General features: G+C 56.0%; 1 pseudogene. It reads left to right on the forward strand.

Going from position 1 to position 650, the window contains the following annotated elements:
* Positions 1 to 418 precede the first annotated feature (418 nt).
* Positions 419 to 650 (forward strand): annotated as a pseudogene (locus ACNA7R_RS20515) (serine protease); the annotation flags it as partial.

Here is a 650-nt window from a genome sequence, read left to right on the forward strand (position 1 = left end):
CGTGAGCATATCTCGGGATGATACAGCCGGTCCGGCAGAAGTGTTCCCACGCCCGTTCCTCATCGACAACCGATGAGTCCGCCCGATCAGTCCCGTTTTGTTCCATGTGATTGAGGAATCTGCGTACGCTTGTCGCTCTGGCTCGTCCGCTCGTATTTGAGCTTCGTCACTGTCCCTCTCGGGCGAGACGAACAAAAATCCCGATTGAAAAAGAGGTTCATATCGGGAAGCCAATGCGCTCTACGCAAAGAAGTAGAGAACGCATGAGACTGGATTAACCGAGACTGATACGGTTTACTGTGAGTCATTACCGGCGCAACCGCGACCCGTGCGGCGGTTGCGCCGGTAAATCGTTACAGCAATCCGTATGAGTGGGTGGTTACCTCGGCTTCAAAAGGTTTGCTACCGACGTTCGGGTATGGACGAAACCCTACTGAGTCGCCGGCACGCGCTCGCAGCGGGTGTCGGTCTTCTTGGCTCGGTTGCGGGTTGTACAATGCTCCGGTCATCCTCGACTGACACGGGGACAGACAGCGAAACACAAACCGACGACGTTGATCAAGCGTACCTCGAAACGATCGATTCGGTCACACTCATTCGGGTGTCCGGCCTCGACGATCCGTTCACTGACCAAGAAGGACGCGGGCAGG

The sequence above is a fragment of the Natronococcus sp. genome (assembly GCF_047921035.1).
Taxonomy (GTDB): Archaea; Halobacteriota; Halobacteria; order Halobacteriales; family Natrialbaceae; genus Natronococcus.